The organism is Paenibacillus sp. FSL M7-0802, from assembly GCF_038004945.1.
In the GTDB taxonomy this organism is placed as follows: Bacteria; Bacillota; Bacilli; order Paenibacillales; family Paenibacillaceae; genus Paenibacillus; species Paenibacillus polymyxa_B.
On the sequence record NZ_JBBOSD010000001.1, the window covers coordinates 620915 to 644164 of the forward strand.

General features: G+C 47.4%; 17 protein-coding genes. 3 read left to right on the forward strand and 14 right to left on the reverse strand.

Going from position 1 to position 23250, the window contains the following annotated elements:
- Positions 1 to 84: 84 nt before the first annotated feature.
- Entirely contained in the window at positions 85 to 1116 is a 1032-nt protein-coding gene (locus MHB54_RS03155; RefSeq protein ID WP_175405266.1) for an FUSC family protein, read from the reverse strand.
- Positions 1117 to 1303: 187 nt separating this feature from the next.
- Between MHB54_RS03155 and MHB54_RS03160 the strand changes: the two genes are divergently transcribed.
- Both MHB54_RS03160 and MHB54_RS03165 read left to right on the forward strand, forming a co-directional pair.
- Positions 1304 to 2626: an MFS transporter gene (locus tag MHB54_RS03160; RefSeq protein WP_023988101.1), complete on the forward strand. Its 1323-nt coding sequence runs from the start codon at positions 1304 to 1306 to the stop codon at positions 2624 to 2626.
- A gap of 93 nt (positions 2627 to 2719) precedes the next feature.
- On the forward strand, positions 2720 to 3889 hold the full coding sequence (locus MHB54_RS03165) for a glycosyltransferase family 4 protein (protein WP_023988100.1): 1170 nt from the start codon (positions 2720 to 2722) through the stop codon (positions 3887 to 3889).
- Positions 3890 to 3946: 57 nt separating this feature from the next.
- Here the strand turns inward: MHB54_RS03165 and MHB54_RS03170 are convergent, their stop codons facing one another.
- From MHB54_RS03170 to MHB54_RS03230, 13 genes are all read right to left on the reverse strand, one after another.
- A complete protein-coding gene (locus tag MHB54_RS03170) occupies positions 3947 to 4579 on the reverse strand; it encodes a DUF2238 domain-containing protein (RefSeq protein ID WP_023988099.1) in 633 nt (210 codons plus the stop codon).
- Between the two features lie 25 nt (positions 4580 to 4604).
- The gene (locus MHB54_RS03175) at positions 4605 to 4808 is read right to left on the reverse strand and encodes a YwbE family protein (protein WP_013309792.1); all 204 of its coding nucleotides are present in this window, start codon (positions 4806 to 4808) and stop codon (positions 4605 to 4607) included.
- A 65-nt stretch (positions 4809 to 4873) separates the two neighbouring features.
- Positions 4874 to 5614 (reverse strand): DUF1361 domain-containing protein, encoded by a 741-nt coding sequence (locus tag MHB54_RS03180; protein ID WP_069080066.1) that lies wholly within the window; start codon positions 5612 to 5614, stop codon positions 4874 to 4876.
- Between the two features lie 186 nt (positions 5615 to 5800).
- Positions 5801 to 7552, reverse strand: a complete 1752-nt coding sequence (locus MHB54_RS03185) for a hypothetical protein (protein WP_264453911.1) — start codon at positions 7550 to 7552, stop codon at positions 5801 to 5803.
- Between the two features lie 34 nt (positions 7553 to 7586).
- Entirely contained in the window at positions 7587 to 8546 is a 960-nt protein-coding gene (locus MHB54_RS03190) for a sugar phosphate isomerase/epimerase family protein (RefSeq protein WP_034095012.1), read from the reverse strand.
- Complete coding sequence (locus MHB54_RS03195) at positions 8546 to 9418, reverse strand: carbohydrate ABC transporter permease (protein WP_023988095.1); 873 nt, start codon at positions 9416 to 9418, stop codon at positions 8546 to 8548. The genes MHB54_RS03190 and MHB54_RS03195 overlap by 1 nt, the downstream gene beginning before the upstream one ends.
- Positions 9419 to 9433: 15 nt before the next feature.
- Positions 9434 to 10336 (reverse strand): ABC transporter permease, encoded by a 903-nt coding sequence (locus MHB54_RS03200; RefSeq protein ID WP_025721738.1) that lies wholly within the window; start codon positions 10334 to 10336, stop codon positions 9434 to 9436.
- Between the two features lie 30 nt (positions 10337 to 10366).
- Positions 10367 to 11974, reverse strand: coding sequence for an extracellular solute-binding protein (locus MHB54_RS03205; protein WP_209941677.1), 1608 nt, complete (start codon positions 11972 to 11974; stop codon positions 10367 to 10369).
- 394 nt (positions 11975 to 12368) lie between these two features.
- The gene (locus MHB54_RS03210; protein WP_023988092.1) at positions 12369 to 13574 is read right to left on the reverse strand and encodes an MFS transporter; all 1206 of its coding nucleotides are present in this window, start codon (positions 13572 to 13574) and stop codon (positions 12369 to 12371) included.
- 19 nt (positions 13575 to 13593) lie between these two features.
- Complete coding sequence (locus MHB54_RS03215) at positions 13594 to 14655, reverse strand: ROK family protein (RefSeq protein ID WP_023988091.1); 1062 nt, start codon at positions 14653 to 14655, stop codon at positions 13594 to 13596.
- 187 nt (positions 14656 to 14842) lie between these two features.
- Positions 14843 to 17149 (reverse strand): helix-turn-helix domain-containing protein, encoded by a 2307-nt coding sequence (locus tag MHB54_RS03220; RefSeq protein ID WP_048481499.1) that lies wholly within the window; start codon positions 17147 to 17149, stop codon positions 14843 to 14845.
- A 299-nt stretch (positions 17150 to 17448) separates the two neighbouring features.
- Entirely contained in the window at positions 17449 to 20001 is a 2553-nt protein-coding gene (locus MHB54_RS03225; protein WP_023988089.1) for a beta-mannosidase, read from the reverse strand.
- A gap of 203 nt (positions 20002 to 20204) precedes the next feature.
- Entirely contained in the window at positions 20205 to 21272 is a 1068-nt protein-coding gene (locus MHB54_RS03230; protein WP_023988088.1) for a LacI family DNA-binding transcriptional regulator, read from the reverse strand.
- A 280-nt stretch (positions 21273 to 21552) separates the two neighbouring features.
- On the opposite strand from MHB54_RS03230, the gene MHB54_RS03235 reads away from it, so the two are divergent.
- Positions 21553 to 23244, forward strand: a complete 1692-nt coding sequence (locus MHB54_RS03235) for an ABC transporter substrate-binding protein (protein WP_023988087.1) — start codon at positions 21553 to 21555, stop codon at positions 23242 to 23244.
- Positions 23245 to 23250: the final 6 nt, after the last annotated feature.

Here is a 23250-nt window from a genome sequence, read left to right on the forward strand (position 1 = left end):
TCTTACATAATTGAATTCATTACATAAAAAAGCGACCAGCCATCTGATTGATGAATGCGGTCGCTTTTCTTTTAGGAAATTCGCCTATCTGCTCTCTTCCACAGGATGAATATGATCGGCCAGTCTGCTCAACCTCTCCAGCTGATGACCATAGTCGTACATCGCCGCAGCTACAATGGAAAGCCGCAGCATTCCCTCCTGACAATGGTCAAAACGTGTAATCGCATGCTTCATAAATTCGCCGTTGGCTTGCTGAAACAATTCACTTTCGTCCTCATTCGGTTTTAGCTTATTTTCGAATTTCAGTAGAGCATGCTCGTGAAAACGAATCAGTAGCTCCAGATGACTGTCAAAAAAAGCATCCGTTCCCTTTGGCCGTAGAGACTGGAAGTAGTGCCTTTCCACTGCATCCAGTACCTCATATCCTTTGTGCAAACTTCCGAGCATTTGTTTGTATACTACCATTTGTCTCGTTTGACTAAACTTAGAGCGCTTGAGCTTCTTCTGCTCTTCCTCGAACAAATGATATTTGTCCGACAGCGATTTAATTGCTCCCTCCAGATTTCCTTTTTCCTCTTTAAAGACAGACTCCTTAATCTCATCGGAAATGGCAGTACGCAGCAACAAAGACATGCTGTTAAATACATTTTGAATCTGATTAATAAACTGCCTTTTCGGTTTCGGGGGAAAAACGCTAACATTGATGACAAAAGCAGATACAATCCCAATCAAAGTGAGTGCAAAGCGGGTCACCGCAAATTTCCAGTCCCCTGAGGCTTCCATTACAGAAACAACGGTCACAAGTGTCAATCCAACCGTATCAGCCATATTTATTTTCAGACATATCATAAGTACCAATACACATACCAGCCCGACTGCAATCGGCTCATTCGAAAATACCATTCCGCCCAGCAACGCCATGATTGCACCTAGTGTGCTTGTTTGGAGTTGATCCAGAAAATAACGCCACGACCTATATATCGACGGTTGCATGGCAAAAATAGCGGCTATCGCTGCCCCCACAGGCGAATGGGTGTTCAAAAGCGTGCTCAGAAAAAGGGCGAGCGTCACTGCGATTCCCGTTTTTAACACCCGTGCTCCAAAAGCCAAAGCCATCCCTCCTGCTTACCTTTCAAATTTATTCATACCGAATTACTATAATGAAAATTCAATGTAAAGTCCATGCTTTATTATTACCCAAAACAATCGGAGATCAGGAATATTTATGAAATGTACAGTTCCTGATAGAATACATATCAACAGAATTAACTTATTTGCAACAACGTCACAGGAGGAACTCATCGTGTCATGGATTAGCAAAATGTTAGAAGAGCCCCGAAAGTGGCCGCGTAATATCCGATTGTTTTTTATGGCCAATCTGCTGTACCAGATGGGTACGGGAATGTTTTCTGTGCTGTACAACCTGTATATCCAAAAGCTTGGCTTTGACGATGATATGAACGGCCAAGTGGTCAGCATGCAGGCGCTAGCGACGGCGTTGCTGTTCATTCCGGTCGGATTTTGGGGCGATCGGACGAGCCGCAAAAATATGCTGCTCATCGGCGCGTTATTCAGCGGCCTGGCCTTTCTCGCCCGTACCTTTACAGATACCAGTGGAAGCATGTTGGTATTTGCCGTAATCTCAGGTGTATTCGCCGCCTTTATTCAGGTGCTGGCTGTGCCTTTCTTAGCGGAAAGCATAAGTAAAGCCCAACGCTTAAAAATATTCAGCTATTACTCAGCTCTTGTACTGGCAGCCCAAGTCCTAGGCAGCTTCGGGGGTGGTGTACTCGCAGATGGGCTGCAGACGTGGGGAATCACACCGCTATCCAGTCTGCGGGTTGCTCTGTTCCTTGGAGGAATGGCAACATTGACCGCTTTTATTCCTCTATTATTCATCACAAAAACTACGGCAACCTTAGAAGCACCAGCTCCTGCCGAATCTTCACCTCAAACAGAACAAGTACATACGCCGCACAGTACATCCGATATACCTGACTCGGAGACGCCTGCTGCTGCTTCTGATCGCCGGGTTATTGGACAATTTGTTCTGGCCCAGTTTTTTCTTGGGTTAGGTTCAGGTCTGGTCATCCCGTATCTTAATTTGTATTTTACGAACCGCTTCTCCGTATCACTCAGCGCAATGAGTTTACTGATTGCACTCGGCCAGCTCATGACCATCCTCTCCATGTTGATCGGACCTACCCTCGGTAGCCGAATAGGACTGGTCAGAGCTGTAGTTGGCTTCCAAATGCTTTCGCTACCGTTCCTTCTCATTACAGGCTTTACGAACGTGCTATGGATCGCTTCCATCAGCTTTCTATTCAGGCAAGCGCTAATGAATGCAGCAAATCCGCTGCAAACCGCCATTCTCGTCGAACGTGTGTCAGATAAAAATCGTGGCATTGCCAACTCCATTCTCCAGACGACCTGGATGCTAGGCACCGCAGGTATGGGACCTGTACAAGCCTATTTGGTAACAACTTATGGCAACTACTGGGGCTATGCCATCACATTTAGCATGACAGGTGTTTTCTATATTTTGTCCTCCCTCGTCTATTACAGAATGTTCCGAGAAAAGCGCCCGTCCGCGGGCCAGCTTTTACAAAACCCGGCAAGCCCGTAAACAAAATCATGACACAATAAAAGCCGGAGCCTCCAAGCGGACTCCCCTGGAACGTCATAGGATAAATGAGAATGGCGGAGGAGGAATGAAGGCATGCTTCGAGTTGCATTATTTACGGACACGTATACGCCTGACGTGAATGGCGCTGCTCTGACCCTGGAACGATGGATTGGCTATCTGGAGACACATGGAGTATCTACGCTCGTCTTCGCACCGGAGGCAGACCATCATCTGCCCTCTGGGCCGGGTGTGGAGCGATTTCGGAGTATTCCCTTTTTATTGTACCGGGAATGCAGACTTGCGATCCCCAACGCCAAACAGATCAACGAGCGTCTGTCAGCCTTTTCCCCGCATTTGATTCATGTCGCTACTCCGTTTAACCTTGGCCTGTATGGAACAAGCTACGCAGCCAAACACCATATTCCACTCGTCGCCTCATATCACACCCACTTTGATAAATACCTCGAATATTACAAGCTTCGCTGGCTTGAACCTGCGTTATGGAAATACATGCTCTGGTTTCACAGACATTGCGAAAGGGTGTATGTCCCTTCTCAATCAACCATGGAATTGTTGCGCAATAAAGGAATGGGGCAGCTCGAAATCTGGAGTAGAGGCATTGATACTGACCGATTTCAACCAAAGGTGGACCGTAATGCAGTATGGAGGAAATGGGGCGTTCATGCAGATGCATTTGTTATTTTGTATGTGGGCAGGCTTGCACCGGAAAAGGGGATAGACACGTTACTGGATTCCTATCTCCAGTTACCCGACGACGTCCGCGCAGCCTCTGTGCTGGTCATTGCAGGAGATGGTCCATTGTATAAGGTCAAAACTACAGCGGATATAGGGGTGCCGGAGCATGCAGTCCACTGGCTTGGTTTTGTGAAAGGGCCGGAATTAGCTGAACTCTACGCCGCAGCCGACGTATTTCTCTTCCCTTCCACCACGGAAACCTTCGGCAACGTTGTACTGGAGGCTATGGCGAGCGGTACACCTGTGGTCGGTGCCAATGAAGGCGGGGTAAAAGATAATCTAATCCATGGAAAAACAGGGCTATTGTGTCCTTCTGGGGACGCCGCTGCCTTTGCCAAAGCTGTACACCTGTTGTACGAGGATGCCTCACTTCGCGATTCGATGTCCAGAGCGGGTAGAGCCTACAGCCTGGAGCAGACGTGGGACCGTATTTTTGAACGGCTACTGGACAGCTATATGGACGCAGCAACCCTACACCTCGACAGCCGTCCCATGACGCGAATGTAGCCTTCAAAAACAGCGAAATTCCAGATAGCATGATAAAAGCGAGGTAAATAAATTCTGCTAATACCTTAATTGTTTCAGCAGCTTGTTATGTACCCCACTCAACAAAATCACTGCGGTCAAGGCACCGATGAACGCAAGAAGCATATCCCATTGGGTATCCCATACATCTCCCTGTGTGCCCAAAAAGGCTTCTGCTGCCGTTCCGGTTGCCTTGGCTACAGCAAACTCAATCAGCTCGTACACAGCGCTGATCGCAAGACACACACTAACCGTGAGGAAAGTGAGCCAGCTCCCGCTTCCCAAGGCCGTTTTACGCAACAGCACTTCCCTGACAATGAGTGCAGGTACAAAACCTTGTACAAAATGCCCAAGTCGATCATAATAATTGCGCTCCAGTCCGAACGTATCCCGGATCCAGTTGAACAGTGGCATTTCGGCATAGGTATAATGTCCACCGACAATCAAGATCAATGCGTGCAGCCAGATTAGGGTGTATACCAGATTGGTAAACCGAAATCTACGGTACAAAGCCGTCAGCAGCACAGCTCCCAAAACCGCGGGTAGAACTTCCAGTACCCATGTAAAATAATCCACCGGGCGAATCAAGGACCAAATGAGGGCAAGCGCCAGCAATACAAGTAAAACAAGCGGGTAGCGATCATTTTTAGACCATGCCGTTGCCTGGTTCATCTTCATTCCTCCTCAGCCCAAAGCTCTAGCCTTCGTTCGTTACGATATGTTTGACACGCCCAACCTGTCCGTCTGCCAAACGCACTTTGATTCCATGCGGATGACGCGGGGAATTGGTCAAAATATCTTTCACCGTTCCTCGCGTCAGCTTACCGGTAGGCTGATCCTTTTTAAGTACAATATCTACCTGAAGACCAGCGCGAATATCGGATCGATTCTGTCCGTTCATTGTAGCTACTCCTCCTTTGTTTTTACAATTTTTTGATGATATCCAGCCACTCAGCTGCAATCAAATCACCAGCGACGCCATTCGTCCTGGCGGTTGTTCCCCATCCAGACTACGCACATCGTGGATACATAGCTGACGAGCAAAATAACAAATACCATCCCACTAAACTCCACAAAATGAGTACGTTGCAAGGAGTCTGCCCATATAGAAGATACCTGTGCATACAGTTGAGAGGGCGCAGAAACAATATCCCATGTGTTCCCTCGAAAGAAACGGCCAATGTAAATACCCAGGCTGCTCAACAAGAGTACCGCCAACATAAACAGCCAACTAACAAGCCCACCACGTGCACGCTGTACCAATTGTCGTACGGATTCGAGCGATACAAAACCCATTGTCAGGCCAAGTACGGCTACCAGCAGCATTCCCAGTACATGATTCCAAAAGTACGGATTTCCCCAGAAACGTTGCTCCCCGAGAAATGGATATCTGGCGAATACATGCAGCAAATCTGTGATCAAATAGGGTGTATTGGGATAAAAGAAAAGCCATGCCGCCCCCGTAACCCAGAGTAAAAATGTCCTTGTTCCCCGCCTCCACGAGCTGTACATTACATCAAGCAGTAGCGTCAACAGCATAGGAATCCAGGCCAACATCATATTCCACCAAATAAAAAGATAAGGGCGGCCCCCTGAGGGCAGTCGCACGTTAATGATCCACAATGTACTGATTACGGAGCATAAGGCCAGTGCTAAAAAAACATAGAGTTTTAGTGGATAATTTAACGATCTTAAACGGGCATACATATGTGTCTTTCCTCCTTGTAACCGTCCTGCCTTCCTGACGTTCCAATTTACACCTGTTCTGGACAGTGTACACCACAATGGCTTCAAGCTCAATGGAAGCGCTCTACCTCTACATAAATGAACATAAAAAAACATCTGTTCTCCGGGAATTGACCTCATCCCCGAAAAATAGATGCTTACTGTGTTTTAGACTTCACTCACAGGTAAAGGCGACATACGAATGTGGATCGTCTGATCAAACGGAGTCATCCAGTTGACCAGCAATGTATGGCAATCCATGGGGAGAGTGGCTCCCCTTACCGAATTAGCCATATGCTCTACGGTTGTTCCCATCAGCTCAAACCACGCATTCCCAGATTCATAGCGCGCCATACCGCCAGTCCAACATTGAACCGTTTCGTTAACCAGCCGGTATTCCCCGCAAGTGAAGCGTCCTTCGCGCCCAAAAATAAATCGAATCTGTGTCATGCAATCTACTGGACCCTCTGAGCGAAAACGAAGCGTCCACATATCGCTCTGACGATCCACATCGACCCGAATTTCATGCTTTTGTTCATGGGTTAATGGCCGTTTGTGATGCGGAAGCAAGTACCACGGACTGACTTCCTCCTGCGAGGTAGGCGGCAGATCTAAGGTCGCTACAGGGCCATAATAACCTTTGGACTGTATGCCCGATAGCGTCCAACCGTGTTCATGAGCTGTCAGCTTCTGCATGGGTACAAAACCAGGCGAGAAATATGATGCAGCCTGAACCGCCAATAATCGTGCATCTCCGTGCCGCAACGATAGGAACGATGAAGCCTCGGTCATCAGCGTGGCACTGGTATCCTCCTGCCGATATCGAACGACTGGCGCGCCAAAGTCCGTATGCAGTCGGCTATGATAAATCTGCTGGTGATGGCCTGCCTCATCCATTCGACTTAGATAGTCAGCCCTCGGGAAGTCTCCGTTCAGTAACTGGTTGTAGGTGACAGGTAATGTAGCTGGCAATACTTGACGAGTTTGCAAACGCGGATCTAGTAAAAAGCGCACAGCCGCATTGATAGGAGCACCACCCGGATGATCCATGACTTGAATAGCGGCGACAGCCATCGCTTCAAATATAGCGTCCTCATCCTCTGTAGCCAGCATGGCATATGGTAGAAGATAAGAAGATAAGTTCAGGATCACCCCAAAATCCTGTCTCCCTGAATACTCTGTGACCACTTCGCCATCAGGATGGACAAGGTACACCATCATGCGTAAATTACGGCGCACCGACTCTAGTAGCTCCGGCTGTTTTAATAATCGGGCAGCATGAATCAGCATAATATCGCTAACGGCATTATAAATTCCGTTGCTGCGCTCCGTCCATTCGCCATCTGGTGTCCCGTCCAGCCCTTCGGCTAGCCAAGCCTCGGCCCGCACGAGTGCCTCGGGTAGATTAAACAGCTCATGTAGAAATCCCAGCGCAGCACACAATACCCAACGGTGATTTGGCGTATGGCAACCTCCGGTCAGCATGACCGGAATCGTCCGCTCCAGAAACAAGCGGATCGCATCAATCACCCGACGCAGCTCCAGCCAGTCGTCACCAACCAGCAGCTGATAGACCTGGGCGTAGCCTACCACCACGAACGCTGTATCCGGTGGCGAGTGAAAATTGGTCCAGCCCGGTGAAATAGAACCGTCCTCATGCTGCACACGTAGCATGTACTGCACAGCCAGCTCCAGTCGGATGAGTACATCCTCATTCCGATAATATGCAGAATCCGGATTGACGAGCGCTGCCGCCCAGATCGCCATTGCGGCAGGAGTACCGACCGAATGATTAGGCCAGGCGATTCCATTCTCATCATCAGTCACTCCGCCGTAATAACGGCTGTCAGCATCCAGCACCTGATGGTCCATACCTGGTTTTACCCAGGCATCGTTGATCGCTACGATTTTACTATACATTCCTCTCAACCCCTGTAATATGCATAATCGTTTATCATCCTTGCGGCTGAAGCTTCGCTATCTTACTTGTCAGCAACTCATGGCTACGTTCAATATCCTCCGGCTGACAAGCTGCTTTCAGCTCATAAACCTTAATAGGGGCCTGCCGGATAATATTCACGAAACGATCAAAGAACTCCAGATCACCGCTATGAATATAAGGGCACCAGTGATCAGATAATCCAATGGTTTCATGAATATGAACACCGAGAATATAGTCGATCATTTCATTGGCTTCCTTGGCGTTGTCGTACAGTCCCATTCGGTCCATAATCATACCGTGTCCAATGTCATACCACAGATAGACAGGTGCACCCTTCAAACGATCTATAATCGTCTTTGCCTCCTGCAACGTAGGCATCTGATAGCAACGTGAACGCGTTTCAATGCCAATGGCTACATCATATCCCTTGGATGCGATGCGGTCACACACCTCTTCCAGACTATCACGGATGCGTTGTACATAGTGCCCACTCAGTGAATTCCGACGCTCCAGCATTTGGCCCCACAACGTTTGATAAGCAGCAGAATCCCTGCCCTGCTCATTGAAAATATCCTCTAGTTCCTCACTGATATCATATGGAAATGGAACCTCTCCGGGATGCACAACTACCGCTTTTGCACCATAACGATGCGCATATTCCGCAGATTGCACCAACAGCTCTATCGCACGTTGTCGCTTGCTTTCATCGTCAAACCCGAGCAGAACGGAATCCGTGCCGTAATCCGGGTCTGGTGTATGAGGAAATGTATTATGCACACTCGATATGCCGATTTCTCCCCGCTCAATCATAGGCTCAATCGTCGTCAGCATTTCCCGGGTAATGTTGTAGTTCAACTCCACCCTGCTAAAGCCCAACTGACGGATTTCCTCTACAAGTTCTCGGCCGACCGTATGCTTTTTAATATTCCAACAGGTGGAAAAGGAATATTCCCCCTTCGCCTTCATTATCATCACCCTTTCACCGCTCCCACCATCACGCCGCTGACAAAATATCTTTGCAGCCACGGATACACTAGCAGAATTGGAACCGTTGCAAAAATGACACTTGCTGCCTTCAACCCTTCAGGCGTAATTCTCGCGCCACTGGCTCCTTCCAGCCTGGTTAGCTCGGATACCATATTATTTTGAATCATTTGATACAGCTTGAGCTGTAACGGGAACAAGTCGGGGGTTTGAATATACATCAGCGTATCCTGAAATCCGTTCCAACGGCCTACACCGTAAAACAGGCTTAATGTCGCCAGCACAGGCAGGGACAGCGGTAGTACAATCCGAAGCAAAGTGCCGAACTGGCTGCTGCCATCGATTTCTGCTGCTTCTCCCAAGCTTTCTGGAATCCCATTAAAAAAGGAAATCAAAATAATCAGATAAAACGGGCTGATCAGCCCTGGTAAAATAAGGGACCACATATTATTCAACAAATGTAAGTCGCGCACCAGAATGTATTCAGGAATGATGCCGCCGCTGAAAAACATCGTTACTACAATAATGAACATAATCGTTTTACGACCTCTTAGGTGTTTCTTTGTTAATGGATATGCTGCGATAATTGTCATTAACATACTCAGCACTGTCGTGATCAGCGTCAGCATAACTGTAAACCCGAGCGAACGGATCATGCTCATATCAGAAAAGACCTTTCCGTATGCCTTCAAATTGAACTCTACTGGGAACAAAGTAACTTCCCCGGATGTAATGGCCCGGTTCGAGCTAAAGGAAATAGACAAAATGTGAATAAACGGGGCCAAGCACAGTAGTACAGCCACAGCCACCAACACGGCGGTTACGATATCAAAGGTGCGATTTGCAGTACGTTCACTCATCAGATGTCAGCTCCTTTACATAATACTTTCATCTGTCAGTTTCTTGGAGGCATAGTTAGCGCCTAATACGAAGATGAGACCAACCACAGCTTGGAACAGGCCTACCACCGTTGCCAGCGTATATTGCCCGGATTCCATCCCGATGCGATACACGAACGTGCTAAGTACATCGGAATAATCTCGAACCGCCACATTTCCAATTACATAAGGACGATCAAAGCCAATAGTGATCATATTACCCAAATTAATGATAAGCAGCGTAGCAATTGTCGTTTTCATGCCAGGGATCGTAATGTACCAAATTCTTTTCATGCGTCCTGCACCATCTACCTCGGCAGCTTCGAACAATTCCCGGTTAATCCCAGTCAAGGCAGCGAGGTACAAAATCGTTCCCCAGCCTGCACTTTGCCACACCCCTGTCAGCAGGTAGGTGAGTACCCAGTCATTTTTATCTGTCAAAAATGGAATCGCCTGAAACCCGAGCGAAGTAAGCACATTGTTGATCATGCCGGACTGCGTACCAAACACCTGGTACACAATCCCGCCAATAATCACCCACGAAATAAAATGGGGAACGTACAAAATCGTTTGTGACAGCTTTTTAAACCAGACTACTTTCATTTCATAGAGCAAAATCGCCAAGATTAAAGGTGCTGGAAAAGATACCAGCAAATCAAGCAGATTTAGCACGATGGTATTGCGCAGCGTTCGATAAAAATCATCCATACGAAACACTTCTCTAAACGCATCGAACCCGATCCACTCACTCCCTGTAATTCCCTGAAAAAAGTTGAAATCCTTAAACGCGATCTGTACTCCCCACATCGGACCATATTTGAACACAATGAAGTAGGCCAGGGGCAGCACAAGCAACGCGTATAATTGCCAATATCTGCGGAAGTAAACGTTCCCTTTCATGCGCTGTCTCCTCCTTTACTTTCCGCCTTCTTACTTGCCTGTCATGGCCTTATAAGCTTCGGTACGCTCATCCAATATCGCTTGACCACCGCTCACCATATAATCCTTCAACGCCGCTTCGAATGTTGCATCAAACTGCGCCGGAGGCACCATCACGGATTTAACGACCATTTCGTCAAACTTATCCAGCAATGAGTTACTGTATTTTGACTCGGCTTTAATCGGATGGTCAAATTTCACTGGTGAAATTGTGTCCGTGTTGGAAATATCCATCGCCTTGCGAACATCCTCCTGGAATTGGGACGGCATGCCCAAAACAAAGGCTTCCTTGTTTTTGTTATCGTCTCCTGCAATCTTGCCATTCGCAATAATGACCACATCACCCTGATTATAGATACGATCCTGCGCTTCTTGTGTCGGTTTCTCCTTGGCAACTGGAATTCCGTCTTTCAAGGTATAGTTCTCGCCTTCCACACCATTTTGCATTTCAAGCAGCACCTTCTCGGAAGACATCCAGTCGAGATACTTGATCGCCTCAATCGCATGCTCACTGGATTTAGGTACCATAATGTAGAGTCCATTGGATGCAAATTCTGGCTTGGCGTGCTTACCCTCACTGTTGGTATAAGGGTCCATTGGAGTCAGCTTCGCTGCGGACTGGTTAGCCAACAGATTCGGATAGGCGGAGTCGTTATAATAGATGTTGTCGTAATCTTCACTGAAAAAACCGGTATTTCCGCTTTGAATATCCTGAGTCAGCTGTTTTTTGTCCTTATCCAGACCAAAGTCCTTGCTGATCAGATTCTCATTGTAAAGCTTGTTCATAAACTGAACTCCATCCTTGAATCCAGGTAGCAGGATTGGATAGTCACGGGAACCCAGCTCTTGGGTTAGCGTATATTTCTGCTCATCTGTCACTGGCTTAATAAAAGACCACAACAGCGGATCATATTGCCCCGGCTCCATCGTCATTCCCAGCGGAACGACCTTACCGCCGGTCTTGCCGGGGTCTTTTTCCTTGAACGCTTTTAGCGTGTTGTATAGTTCGTCTGTCGTTTTAGGAACAGGCATATTCAGCGTATCGAGCCAATCCTGACGAATAAAAGAGGAATATTTCCCTAAGATGGTACGTTTGCCGGGAATGGCGAACTGCTTGCCCCCCACCTGACCGTAGCTGAGCGTATCTTCACCGAGGAATTTTTTAAGATTTGGGCCGTACTCATTCAGCAGAGGGGTCAAGTCTGTCAGTCCACCCTGCTCCGCATACCGTTCAAAGGTTCCGGAATCATAAGTGAACACGATATCAGGTACATCACCACCGCTAGCCATCAGAACATTCAGCTTGGTAACTTCTTCGGAGCGCTGAACGGGCACGTACGTCAGATCAATATCGTTGGGTTTGCCAAAGTTTTCTTTTGCATAACGGGTTAAATAGCTGTCAGTAATGGTATAGCCCTGAGGTGTATTGCCTCTGTCAAAAATTTCAACCTTCAATGAACCACCCTTGTTTCCGGTAGCGGTCGAAGCCTTGTCCGCCTCACCCGACGAGCATCCACTCAATACAACCGACAGTGCAACCGTAGCTGCAAGCAGCAGACGAAGCTTCTTCAATGTTCCTCCAGCCTTATTCCCACTCATTCCTGAACACCCCTTTGTCTGCTTTTCCCGTTCGTCGCCTCTTCTGAGGAGGAGGTTATGACATTTCATGCATCGGCATGAGTCTGTCCCTTTTGGTCCGGGATGTGCCTTAGTATGACATGACCGCAGGAAAACTGACAATAAACTAGTTTCCCAATCATAAACCGGTTGATTGAAAGCGATTACTGAACATGATGAAGCGCTTACTCTTATTAAAAATCACTATTTTCCTGTGAATAAACCATTTTCTTTATTCGTTTTGTGTGAGCTATAGTTCCATATCACGTGATTTAAAAGTTTTTCGCACTAAAAAAAGAGCATCCTCACCCTCATCAGGGATTCGATGCTCACACTACATTTTGTTAATTTCAATGAAATACTAATGTCACTACTCCTACTGTGAAGTCTCTGAAGGGAGGCTCATGGATAGTTTGCGTACCTTCCCTGTTTTCCCATCCTTACGGCTACGTGATACATAAACCATCATTAATGCCCCCAAGGTTGCGCTGATCAGACACGCCAGGTTCATTAATTGCGGCCCTCCAGCGTGAAGAAGAAAGCCATTTAACAAATTACCTACAATCCCTGCCAGCCCGGCAAATACCATATTGAACACGCTTTGTCCGGTCGCTTGCATATCCTTTTCAGTTACATGTGAAACATACTCGACCGCTGCGATGTAGAAAAAACCAAATGACAATCCGTGCAGCACCTGCACAGCAATCATAACGGTAGGGTCGGGAAAAGCTAATTGAATTCCCCATCGAATCATATAAGCGACTGCCCCTAGCAAAAGAGTTCTCTCTAACCCAATCTTTCGAATCACTCGTGAAGCGAGCAGCATGGAGGGGACATTCGTAATGGACGCAATCAGCAGAGCAACCCCGACCAAACTCGTAAGTCCTCCCGACATCTTAAAGGCCAATACAAAATAGGTGTTGAATGCAGTTAACGTCTGATTTACTAAAAAACTGCCCCCCAAAAATATTAAAAATGTCCTGTTGCGTATCAATTGACCAATGCCGTCCGAAAACGATTTGCGCAGCACGAGATCTTCCTCCGTATTTTTCGGCAACGCCAGCGCCGTCAGGGCCGCAAGACTGTTCAGCACCAAAAAAGGTACCCACATCATAGTCACAGATAACAGCGATACAAATAGCCCCCCGGCGTAACCGCCCACCGCATTGCCTATACTCGCCATAAATCGTATACTGCCATAGGTCGTTCCTGCCTTCTTGGCCGCCACAATCGCATAGGAATCCGCAATCGGCGCCTGCGTTGCCGTAAATATTGCCATAGTGGAATACACAAGCGCCATCAGAACAAAACGCTCCGACTGATAACATACGGCCATAATTCCCGGAACCGCTACACTCAAAATGAGCACCAGCCGCATTTGACGATATTGATCCACAATAATTCCCCATATCGGCTGAACCAAAATGGATACCAGCGTACCAATCGCCATCAGAACACCGACACTGCTGCTCGTCAATCCATTCTGAACCAGCAGTAGTGTCAAATATGGATTAAACATGCCCCCTGCCAAGCCAATAAACAAATAGAAGCTTCGTAGCTTCAGCATTTGTGAGCCTACCATCTGGAAACCTCCCTGTTGTTTAGCGTACCGAGCTGCCCAGAATCGTAGCCAATGCTCCGATGGCCCCGGCTTCATTCCCCAGACCAGCAGGTACAATAGTACAAGGAATATCCGTCCATAAGGCTACTCTTTGCCGAATTTCATCCAAATAATACGTGTTACCTTCTGCTACACCGCCACCTACAACGATCATTTCCGGGTTCAGCAGGCTGATCACATTCGTCAAAGCCATCGCCATATGCACTAGTGCAGGCTCTAAAATCATCCGTGCTTCTACATCACCTTCGGACGCCGCTTGCAAAACATGTCTCGCCCCTACCTCGTCCCTGTTTCCTCCTGCCAGCTGGATCATGTGTGTTCCTGGTATGCCAGAGGCGAGTGCTGATTTTACACTGCGCGTTATCGCTGTACCCGATGTCAAAGATTCGAACACACCGAACTCGTCCGTCCCTTTCTGTTTTGCTGCTTGCCATGCCTGTTCCTCGCCTGCAATCCAGTAAGCCATCTCACCTGCTCCGCCTGCGGCTCCCTTATACATCTCTCCATTTAAAATAAGACCACAACCGATACCTGTTCCCACCGTTATCATCATCACATGCCGTAATCCCCGAGCTGCCCCTAACCATTGTTCTCCCAAAGCAGCCATATTCACATCATTATCCAGCACCAAGCGACCACTGTATCGGTGTGCAACGATAGATCGTATACTTTCATGCGCATTACCGCCATGCGTACTGTCGCCATGTATACGATCTTGAACACTCCATGGAATTGCCGGGGCGTGGGTAATCGTTCCGCTATCGTTATCTACCACACCGGGGAAACCGATACCTATGCCTTTTAACTGTGCCAGCGACAAGCCTTCCTGTTTTAGACAATGTTCCAGCTCCTCGAATAGACTCTCAAAGAAAAAATGGGCATCGTTCGTATGAACCGTCGGAAATTTATGCCTCACCACTACTTGCTGTTCCGCTGTGCCGATACAGATCAGCGTCTTCGTCCCGCCAACATCAATGCCTGCGGCCCAGCCGGAAGCCTTCGGCTCATCCCTGTGTTGCTTTTGTACATACATGTCCGCCATAGCCATCCTCCGTCATTCCGGTTCGCCATCATGCCTGCCAATACATCGGCTGTTGACGCCCTGTAGGTTCAAGATATGGACATAAGTATCGCATTTGAACACCTGTGCCGCAATAAACTAAATTCCGCCCCATAAACTGACGCGCTTTACTCCCCCTTTTAATGAAAAAAACAAAAAAGGCGAGCGCCTATAGCGCTCCCCCTGTTAATGAATCCTCCGGTTTTAATCTCAGCTTGCGATAATCTCCCGGCGTTACGCCGACTACCCGCTTAAATACCCGCCCAAAGGTAATCGAATTGGCATAACCAACCTGAGTCGCAATATGCTGAACCGTCTCGGTCGTGTTACACAGCATTTGCTGGGCATGATTCATACGGAGCCGGGTCAAAAAATCGACGAATTTCATATCAAATTCTGTTTTAAATAGATGACTAGCATATTTAGGTGACACATCAAAACGTTCACTCAAATGATTTAACGATAAATCCGGATTCGTATAGTGCTCTTCAATATATTGCTTCATTTCGCTAACCATAGCCCGGTAGCTTTTGGTTTCACTGGCGGCAACATAAGTCCGATACACAGTGGTCATGTGCTCCAGCATTAGCGTATGCATCACAGCCAATGAAGAAGCAGACTCGACCTCAGATTTCCATCGTTCTGCTTCCGGCCCGTTAAAATAACGATCCAGTGCCCCCGATACATCCTTCATCTCACGCATTTCTCGTTCCAATAGCTCTTGCAGCCACTGCATTACCGTTAAAATATCTCCATCCTTCAGCTTGTCTGTTTCCATTGCCCCAAATAGTCCTTCCAGCTGTACACGCCAATCGTGGCTCGCCAGCCGAAAAGAACGAATCGTCTCCGAAATCAGCGGCAAATAGGAGTATAATGGAATGTCATCAGCCTGCGGAACCTGTTCACTGGTTACAATATCACGCACTCCAAGCGTTAACCGGTACCGCAGAGCAGAAATGGCGGACCGATAGGAATCCTGAACATGCGCCAACTCATGAATCTGGCCGCCTATCCCAATCGTGAGCTGTACACCCAGATGCCCATGCAGCCACTCACAGCCTGTTTGTGCCATTTCTTGCAGCTTCACACCCAGTAAGCCTTCCCCATCATCTACCTCTTTCCGCAATAAAATGGAAATTCTTTTACGACTCATCCATTCTGCCCAGCCCTGCCATCCATAGGTAGCTGCTAGTTCCTGTACCACACCAAGCAACGACAGGCTTAAACGCTGATCTTCGCCCCCATGATCCTCTAAATGTCTGCTACCGTCTGCTGTCTGTGGCAGATCCAGATCGTGCAACTCTACCACCATGACAGCATAAACCAGAGTAACACCTCTCTTCCCGCCATCCGCAAAAGGAGAAAGATCATTCAGCCGAAGCTCTACCGTTTCGGTGCCTGTACCTTCCATAAGATCAAGGAACAGCTGCCGCCGCCGAATGAGTATATTCGCATGCTCCTGCTGTTCATAATCAATCGTTTGCCGAATCAGACTTTGCAACGCATGATCAATCATCCACAGCTCGTCCTTGTTGTTTTCCTCACCCGGACGGCTGGGCAGTTGTTGAATACGCTGCATCATCAGCTGAATTGGCCTGTAATTTCTACGGGTCACATAAATAATGTAGATCACCGCTAATATAACAACAGCCAATCCAACTACAATCCAGACGTAAGAGATAACAGACACCCACTCGAACAACTGTCCGGCACGAATACCACTTTCAAAACTCCATCCCAGCCGGGGGGACATCAGATGAGTCAGTTGCTGCCCGTCCTCTGCTTTTACAGCATCTTTTGTACCGGATGCAGCTGGATAAATGGTTTGACCGCTAGCATCATTAATCACCAGATAGGAAACTGTCGGATTCGTCATTTGACCAATCATTTGCTGCAACGGATACACACCGATATTGATTACCAGTAGCCCTTGTCCTCCAAAAGGCAACGGGAGGCGCTTATGCATCGAAATCACACGTTCTGACGTATGTGTTCCCGGCTCCGTCCATTCCCGCACAGGTGACCACTGCCGATCCTCCGACCGAAGAGCCTGCTCAATATACGGATAATCACCGAATGTCGAAGCATCCTGAAGTCCACTTCTCGTTAACACCGTGTGATCCTTCGTTCGATAAATATAAACGGAATGTACCAGTTCATGATTATCCTTAAGCGCGCGTAGGCTTCCAACCAGCCCATACAGCATCGTGCTGCCACTTTGCGCCTGCCCATTCAGAAAAGAACTGTAGCTCTTGTTCGTCTCCGCCTCGCTTAATACGTCCATTTCTACCTTTGTCAGCGACTTCTCCACACTGTCCAGCACAAATCCGGTTGTAATCCGATTCGCCTTTCCAGTTTCATTGCGCGATATTTCGTTTACAATCAGGAAGGATAAAAAAATGAGGATCGACACCGTTAACATAAAAATCGGGAAATAGGAAAAAAGCAATCTCCTGTACCAGCTCTTTCGCATCATGTCCTCCCCCTGCCGCCTAATGCTTTCATGACCCTCTCTATAGGGCTTCGCTCAACACTAAGCATACTCGTGATGTCAGTTTTAATGCGGATTTGATTATACTTTGAACCTATTCTACCAAAATTAGATGCTAAATAGATAGATTTCTTACAAATGATCTGTTATCACTTAAGTCGAAAACCCTCTTTTGTTATGTATATTAACATTATGAAAACGCTCTACATATCATAAAATAAATTTATATTATAAAAAAAGCCTATCCATCATCTACTTAAAGACGGATAAGCTTTTACTGTTGTCTAACCTTGTATCCAATTGACCAATGAATGTACTGTCAATGTACCCGGCGCAGCTGTCACAAATGCTGATGAACCGTTGCGCAAGGCCAAGAATTCCACTGTTTTTGGAATACCGGGAGCCAGATCCAGATGGTTGTCACTGAAAATACCTTCCTGCTCTGCCGATAGCCACACGTGTCTAGCAAGTACATCCGAACACAGCATGAATCTGCTGCCTCCACTTCCCTGAATCTCTGTCACTTCAATTTTTGCCTGCGGTAAATCCATCTCTTTTGTGTCTGCAAAATAAATTTCACCAGAGGCCACCTGTTCACCATTCTGCGTCAGACGCGCGACCAGCATATGCTCCGCCCGCTTCAGGCCACTCAGCCATTTGTCGATAGGCAGTATATGTACAATTCCTGCACCGCCTGCTGGTTGATTTACCTTAACGTTTTCTTCACGAATAGCCTGGCTGCTACGGATATGCAAAAGCGTCAGCCGCAGCGTTCCTGATATCGGCTCTAGTGTATCGTTGACCAGATGCAGGGCCTTATTCCCCTGTCCTGTATCTGTTGCACTCAACAGCACATCGGCAAAGCTGCGCTTAGCCGTATATTGGAGCGCTTTCCAACGACCAAAATAGTCCATACTCGACCAGGAGGCAACGGGCCAGCAGTCATTCATTTGCCAGTATAATGTTCCCATGCAATAAGGCTTGTGACGACGATGCGCCTCTATAGCTACTTTCATTGCTTCTGCCTGTAAAATTTGGCTCATGGGAAGAAAACTTGTAAAATCCTTTGGCTCTCGCATGTACCGCCCCATATATTCTTTAATTAGACGATTGCCCGCATCGTTCTTCTGATGTGCCAGCATCACCGCAGATTCCAGCTCCAAATCCTTCTCTTCCGCATAAGTACGAACGGACTTGTATTCAGGAAAGGACTGAAAACCATATTCACTCATAAAACGGCCCACATGGACATGGTAATTCTCAAACGGCTCAGACGCGTGCCATACACCCCAATAATGAATATCACCTGCAGCTGAAGACCGATGGGCATGCTGGTTCCGATCTCTCGTCAGGTCAATCAGTGGGGAGGAGGGCCAATATGCCGTCTGCGCAGACCAGGTGTGTACCGCCTCCGGTAGAATCCGATGAAAGAGCGTTTCATAATCATCCCACAGGCGCTCCCGTTGCTCAGGTGTGTAGTCCTTTTTCCAGCCCCAGCCTCCATTCTCTTCATAATGCGCCCATGCAGAATCGATCTCATTGTTGCCGCACCATAAGGCAATGCAGGGGTGATGACGCAGCCGCTTGATATTGTCCTCGGCTTCCTGTGCCACATTGTCCATAAAATCCTCATCCCCTGGGTACATGCTGCAGGCGAACATAAAATCTTGCCACACGAGCAAACCGTATTCATCACAAAGCTCATAAAATACGTCTTGTTCATAAATACCGCCACCCCACACCCGCAACATATTCATATTCGAGGCGGCTGCACTGGCAATTTCATACCGATATCGTTCCATCGTAACTTCAGTGACAAAGCTGTCATTCGGAATATGGTTAGCCCCTTTTGCAAACACCGGAATTCCGTTCAGTTCAAAATAAAAGCTCTCTCCTGCTGCATCCCGTTCACGTACAAGACGGATGGAACGCAGTCCCATTTTTACTGATTTTTCCGCGATTACAGCTCCTTGTTCTTGTTCCACCAATTCGGCCACAAACGTATATAGATGCGGCTCCCCCAGCCCACGGCACCACCACAGCTTCGGCTTCTTCATCTCCAGCTCCAGCTCCACCGTCTGCTTCCCCTTCAGCAGCCGAACTGGCTTGGACCACACCTTCCCGTCAGCGGAAATACGCAACTCGGCATCTCTAATCTCATCTGCATTTTCGATCTCTACCACTGCCATGAGTTTAGCCCCTACCGAATTCACCTCGTCCTGTCGAATAAACAAGTCTCTCACGATCAGACCGGACCACGCTTCGATCCGGACCTCTCTCCAGATACCGCTCGTCACCAGCCTCGGTCCCCAATCCCAACCATAGTGGTAGGGAGCCTTACGTGCGAAAACGCTTACCTTTTTGTCGGACAAACCACCTATCTCGGACTGATCATTGGGTGCAGGGAGTCCATAACCTAAGCTTTCCAGCTTGGGTACATCTTCAGCAATCGGAGAACGAAAACTGATTTCCAGCCGATTTTCCCCTTGCTGAACAAATGCCTTCACATCTTGTCTCCATACCCGAAACATATTATTGGCTGACAAGACAGATTGACCATTCACTTTTACATCCGCGTATGTGTCCAGACCTTCCAACACCAACTCTACACATTGACATTGAAGCTGATCTGCATTTATCTCAAAATGGGCTTCATATACCCAATCCTGCTTATCAATCCACTGTACCTCCATCTCGTTCATACCGATAAACGGATCAGGAATTTTGCCATGTCGTAAAAGATCGGTATGCACACAACCCGGCACTTTCGCGCTGAGCCACTCATCACTTTGTGCTTCCCTAAACCTCCAGCCATCCAACCCTATCACATTAACCATCGTCACAAGCCTCCCTATAAGCATGATTGGGAACATCTGGATTCATCAGTAACATAACAAAAATAACATTAAGCTAACAAAGTAGTCAATTGTTTTTTGGAACAAATGACAAAATACAAAATAAAAGTCGCCCTCTGCCCCTAAACAGGCTAAAAGCGACCTCCTTCGTCTTCACGGTGTATGGTGTAACACGTACCTGGACATTAACTATATGTGATTGTGCTGATGGAACGCTCACGGTCATCATTTTCCCGACTGATCCGGGGTGCATGAACTTCCCGTACGAATAGCTCAGCATGTAGCAATTTTTTCTCGACAGGCGAGTCCGGGTTCGTTATGCGCCACAACAACTGGTCCACTGCACGCATTCCCAGCAATTCCTTATCCACTCTCACCGTGGCATAAATCGGCATTTGTTCATTCGTATCGTCAAACCCGGTCACTCCGCAACGCCTCGGAACGTCAATCCCCTTTTCTTTCAGCACATCCACGACCTGCGCAGCAGTCACATCATTAGCACATACAAAAACCTCAGGCAGTTCGTCCTCAGACAACTTGTCCATTTCCTCAGCAAGCGCCTGCGCTCCTCCGTGAAGAAGCGCTTTATTCTGCCGCAATTCTACTCCGCTCATTTCCAGTGTGGAACGACAAGCTTCCCAGCGTTCGTAGAAACTGTGAGCGTCATCAATATGACCCACAAACTGAAAGCGGGTATAGCCCCTGCACAGCAAGTCCTTCATTAATTCACTCATGCATGTGCGATTATCTGTAAACACCGTATCACTTAAAAATGCAGAATCCCAATGATCTACCATAACGACCGGAATACCCATCCGATAAATGTTCAGCAACAACGAAGTTGAAATCGTTCCTACTGTGATAATCCCTTTAATCGCCTCCGGGTTCAGTAGAGAAAACGTATCTTCAGTCGAGGGCTCCGTTAACGTGATCATATCCATACCCTTACGGTTCAGACGCTCGGAAATCCCTTCAAATACAGGCCCCCAGTACCTGGATTCCCTGTTCTGGTACCTAATATTCGGAAATAACACTAGCACGGTACCCGACCATTCTCTGGGATCTGTGTCCCGAGGCTCTACCCCTGTCATTTTGGGATGACTGCGAAAATAGCCCATCTGGGCAGCAAGCTTGACCAGAACCGCCCTTGTTTCGTCACTTACACCGGGTTTGCCTGACAGTGCACGCGAAACAGCGAACTTTGAAACGCCCGCCGCATCCGCAATTTCTTGCAACGTTACTTTTCCACGCATCTTCTCACCCAACCCTATTCGGAATCTTTTTCTACCTTAACCTTTCTAATACACGGGTGTACCTATAAACTGGTACCATCGTAGCATACTTTGTTTTAGATCATCAAATGATAGATTTGTACAAATCCACACCCTCCACCAAAATATGTTTGCTTAATAAAAAAACAAACCGCATAACAAACAATTATAAATAACTTGACGTGAGGTTTTTTATTTCCTACAATTTACTATTGAAAGCACTTACATTGTGTAAATCATACTTATTAAGGGGGATTTGCAAATGTTCATGAACAGGTCGGTACGTCAGAGCTCCATCCTGCTCCTGTCTTTGCTGCTGCTCGTTACAACGGGCTGTGCGAACGGAACAGGCAGTAAGGCAGAAAAGGAAGATCCTAATGACACCAGCCCTATTACATTTACTTTCTTTGGCGGTGATTCCAGCTCTAACTGGAACAACATGAAGGATGCTGTCGGGCAGGAAATTATCAAGAAAACGGGCGTTACGCTAAATGCTGAACATGCTGTCAATGGCCGAGGCGAGGAAAAGTTTGCTTTAATGGCAGCGAGCGGAGAGTATCCAGATCTCGTGTACCCCAAATCAGACATTGGCAAGCTGGTCGATGCCGGAGCACTCATTGACCTAACCGACCTCATTGACAAATACGGCCCTAACATTAAGAAAGTGTATGGAGACTATTTTAATCGTATTAAATATAGTAGTGAAGATCCAGCCATCTACACGATCCCGACCAATTTGGGTGTGGATCACATCGCGTTTGATGCACAAGCCGGCTTCGAAATCCAGCATCAGGCACTTAAGAAGCTTGGATATCCTAAAATCCGCACCGTTCAAGATTTTGAAAAAGCACTTAAAGATTATGTCGCCAAATACCCTACTACCAATGGCCAGCGAACCATCCCCCTATCACTTGATGCCGAAGACTGGAAAATTCAAATTACAGTGACTAACCCGGCTGTTACTGCTACAGGTGGACCCGACGATGGCGAATATTATATTGATCCTAAAACACACAAAGCCATTCTTCACTACAAGCGCCCAGAAGAACGTGAATATTTCCGTTGGTTGAACCATATGTACAATGAAGGACTGTTGGATAAGGATACTTTTGTGCAAAAAAGTGATCAGTATAAGTCCAAAATCGCCGCAGGCCGTGTCATCGGACTCATTGATCAGGAATGGAACTATCAAGATGCCGAAAATGCGCTCAAGGCAGCAGGTAAGGATGAATTCACTTACGCCCATTTTCCAGTCACTTTAAATGAGAAATACGAGGATCATTCCCTCCAGCCCATTGGCTTCGATACCGCATCCGGGATCGGAATTACAACCTCATGTGAAAATCCGGTGCGAGCTATCAAGTTTCTGGATTTTCTGGCCTCCGACGAAGGGCAAATTTTACGCAATTGGGGAATTGAAGGCCAGCATTACAATGTAGAGAACGGCAAACGTGTCATTCCGGCGGATGTGCAACAACGTAAAAACACCGATAATGCTTCTTTTAGTAGAGAGTCAGGAATCGGTTTGTACTGGATATGGGGGCCACATTACGGCGATAGCGTAAAGGACCCTTCTGGCAACTATTACACAACCAATTATCCGGAGATGATTACCGAAAATTATAGTCAAGCCGAAAAAGAGTCCCTTCAGGCATACAAAGCCCAGACGTGGAAAGACCTGTTCCCGAACGAAAAGGATTTTCCGGTAAAAGAGTGGGGGGCTGCCTACAACATGCCTGTTCCGACCAATACAAATTACAATGTTATTTATCAGAAGTCACAGGACATTGTACGCAAACGGATTCCTGAGGCCGTACTCGCCAAGCCAGATCAGTTCGACGCTGTGTATGACCGCATGCTCCAAGAGCTGGATCAGGCGGGTGTGCCAAAGGCTGAAGAAATCTACACTGGCCTAATCCAAAATCGGCTGAAGCTGTGGTACGGCGAAAAATAGGGTTTG

Coding starts and splice junctions, on each gene's coding strand:
- MHB54_RS03155 (WP_175405266.1), bottom strand. CDS start 1,116: ATGGCTTTGGCTTTTGGAGCACGGGTGTTAAAAACGGGAATCGCAGTG.
- MHB54_RS03165 (WP_023988100.1), top strand. CDS start 2,720: ATGCTTCGAGTTGCATTATTTACGGACACGTATACGCCTGACGTGAAT.
- MHB54_RS03170 (WP_023988099.1), bottom strand. CDS start 4,579: ATGAACCAGGCAACGGCATGGTCTAAAAATGATCGCTACCCGCTTGTT.
- MHB54_RS03175 (WP_013309792.1), bottom strand. CDS start 4,808: ATGAACGGACAGAATCGATCCGATATTCGCGCTGGTCTTCAGGTAGAT.
- MHB54_RS03180 (WP_069080066.1), bottom strand. CDS start 5,614: ATGTATGCCCGTTTAAGATCGTTAAATTATCCACTAAAACTCTATGTT.
- MHB54_RS03185 (WP_264453911.1), bottom strand. CDS start 7,552: ATGTATAGTAAAATCGTAGCGATCAACGATGCCTGGGTAAAACCAGGT.
- MHB54_RS03190 (WP_034095012.1), bottom strand. CDS start 8,546: ATGATAATGAAGGCGAAGGGGGAATATTCCTTTTCCACCTGTTGGAAT.
- MHB54_RS03195 (WP_023988095.1), bottom strand. CDS start 9,418: ATGAGTGAACGTACTGCAAATCGCACCTTTGATATCGTAACCGCCGTG.
- MHB54_RS03200 (WP_025721738.1), bottom strand. CDS start 10,336: ATGAAAGGGAACGTTTACTTCCGCAGATATTGGCAATTATACGCGTTG.
- MHB54_RS03205 (WP_209941677.1), bottom strand. CDS start 11,974: ATGAGTGGGAATAAGGCTGGAGGAACATTGAAGAAGCTTCGTCTGCTG.
- MHB54_RS03210 (WP_023988092.1), bottom strand. CDS start 13,574: ATGGTAGGCTCACAAATGCTGAAGCTACGAAGCTTCTATTTGTTTATT.
- MHB54_RS03215 (WP_023988091.1), bottom strand. CDS start 14,655: ATGGCGGACATGTATGTACAAAAGCAACACAGGGATGAGCCGAAGGCT.
- MHB54_RS03220 (WP_048481499.1), bottom strand. CDS start 17,149: ATGATGCGAAAGAGCTGGTACAGGAGATTGCTTTTTTCCTATTTCCCG.
- MHB54_RS03225 (WP_023988089.1), bottom strand. CDS start 20,001: ATGGTTAATGTGATAGGGTTGGATGGCTGGAGGTTTAGGGAAGCACAA.
- MHB54_RS03230 (WP_023988088.1), bottom strand. CDS start 21,272: ATGCGTGGAAAAGTAACGTTGCAAGAAATTGCGGATGCGGCGGGCGTT.
- MHB54_RS03235 (WP_023988087.1), top strand. CDS start 21,553: ATGTTCATGAACAGGTCGGTACGTCAGAGCTCCATCCTGCTCCTGTCT.